The 1,007-nt window shown below is 54.2% G+C and carries 1 protein-coding gene; it reads right to left on the bottom strand.

Features of this window, described 5'->3' with window-relative positions; translation table 11 throughout:
• Positions 1-1,007, bottom strand: a 1,007-nt coding sequence (gene tuf, locus CWM54_RS27815; RefSeq protein ID WP_100699192.1) for an elongation factor Tu, incomplete at both ends; no start/stop codon positions are given.

Raw genomic sequence — 1,007 nt, 5'->3', positions numbered from 1 at the left:
CCGCCTTCACGGATTGCGAAACGCAGACCATCGTCCATCGCGATCGGGTGGATCAGGGTAACAACCATTTTGATGTTGTCGCCCGGCATTACCATCTCTACGCCTTCCGGCAGTTCGATGGTACCAGTCACGTCAGTAGTACGGAAGTAGAACTGCGGACGGTAGCCTTTGAAGAACGGAGTATGACGGCCGCCTTCGTCTTTGGACAGAATGTACACTTCAGATTCGAACTTGGTGTGCGGCTTGATGCTGCCCGGCTTAGCCAGTACCTGACCACGTTCGATTTCTTCACGTTTGATACCACGCAGCAGAACACCTACGTTCTCACCAGCACGGCCTTCGTCCAGCAGTTTGCGGAACATTTCAACGCCAGTACAGGTGGTTTTCGCGGTTTCTTTGATACCAACGATTTCAACTTCTTCACCGACTTTAACGATACCGCGCTCTACACGACCGGTAACAACGGTACCACGACCGGAGATGGAGAATACGTCTTCGATCGGCAGCAGGAACGGCTTGTCAATCGCACGCTCTGGTTCCGGGATGTAAGAATCCAGGAAGCCTGCCAGTTCGATGATTTTCGCTTCCCACTCTGCGTCGCCTTCCAGCGCTTTCAGAGCAGAACCACGGATGATCGGAGTGTCGTCGCCCGGGAAATCGTACTGAGACAGCAGTTCACGAACTTCCATCTCAACCAGTTCCAGCAGCTCTTCGTCATCAACCATGTCGCATTTGTTCAGGAACACGATGATGTACGGAACGCCTACCTGACGACCCAGCAGGATGTGCTCACGAGTCTGCGGCATCGGGCCGTCAGTCGCAGCAACAACCAGGATCGCGCCGTCCATCTGCGCAGCACCGGTGATCATGTTTTTAACATAGTCGGCGTGGCCCGGGCAGTCTACGTGCGCGTAGTGGCGAGTCGGGGTGTCATATTCAACGTGGGAAGTGTTGATGGTGATACCACGAGCTTTTTCTTCCGGTGCGTTATCGATCTGGTCGAATGC

Origin of the sequence: Klebsiella sp. D-Nf1 (assembly GCF_002810515.1) — a bacterium.
Lineage (GTDB): Bacteria > Pseudomonadota > Gammaproteobacteria > Enterobacterales > Enterobacteriaceae > Klebsiella > Klebsiella variicola.
Note: the sequence above shows the minus strand (reverse complement) of the source record. Positions and strands in the feature narration are given on the sequence as shown.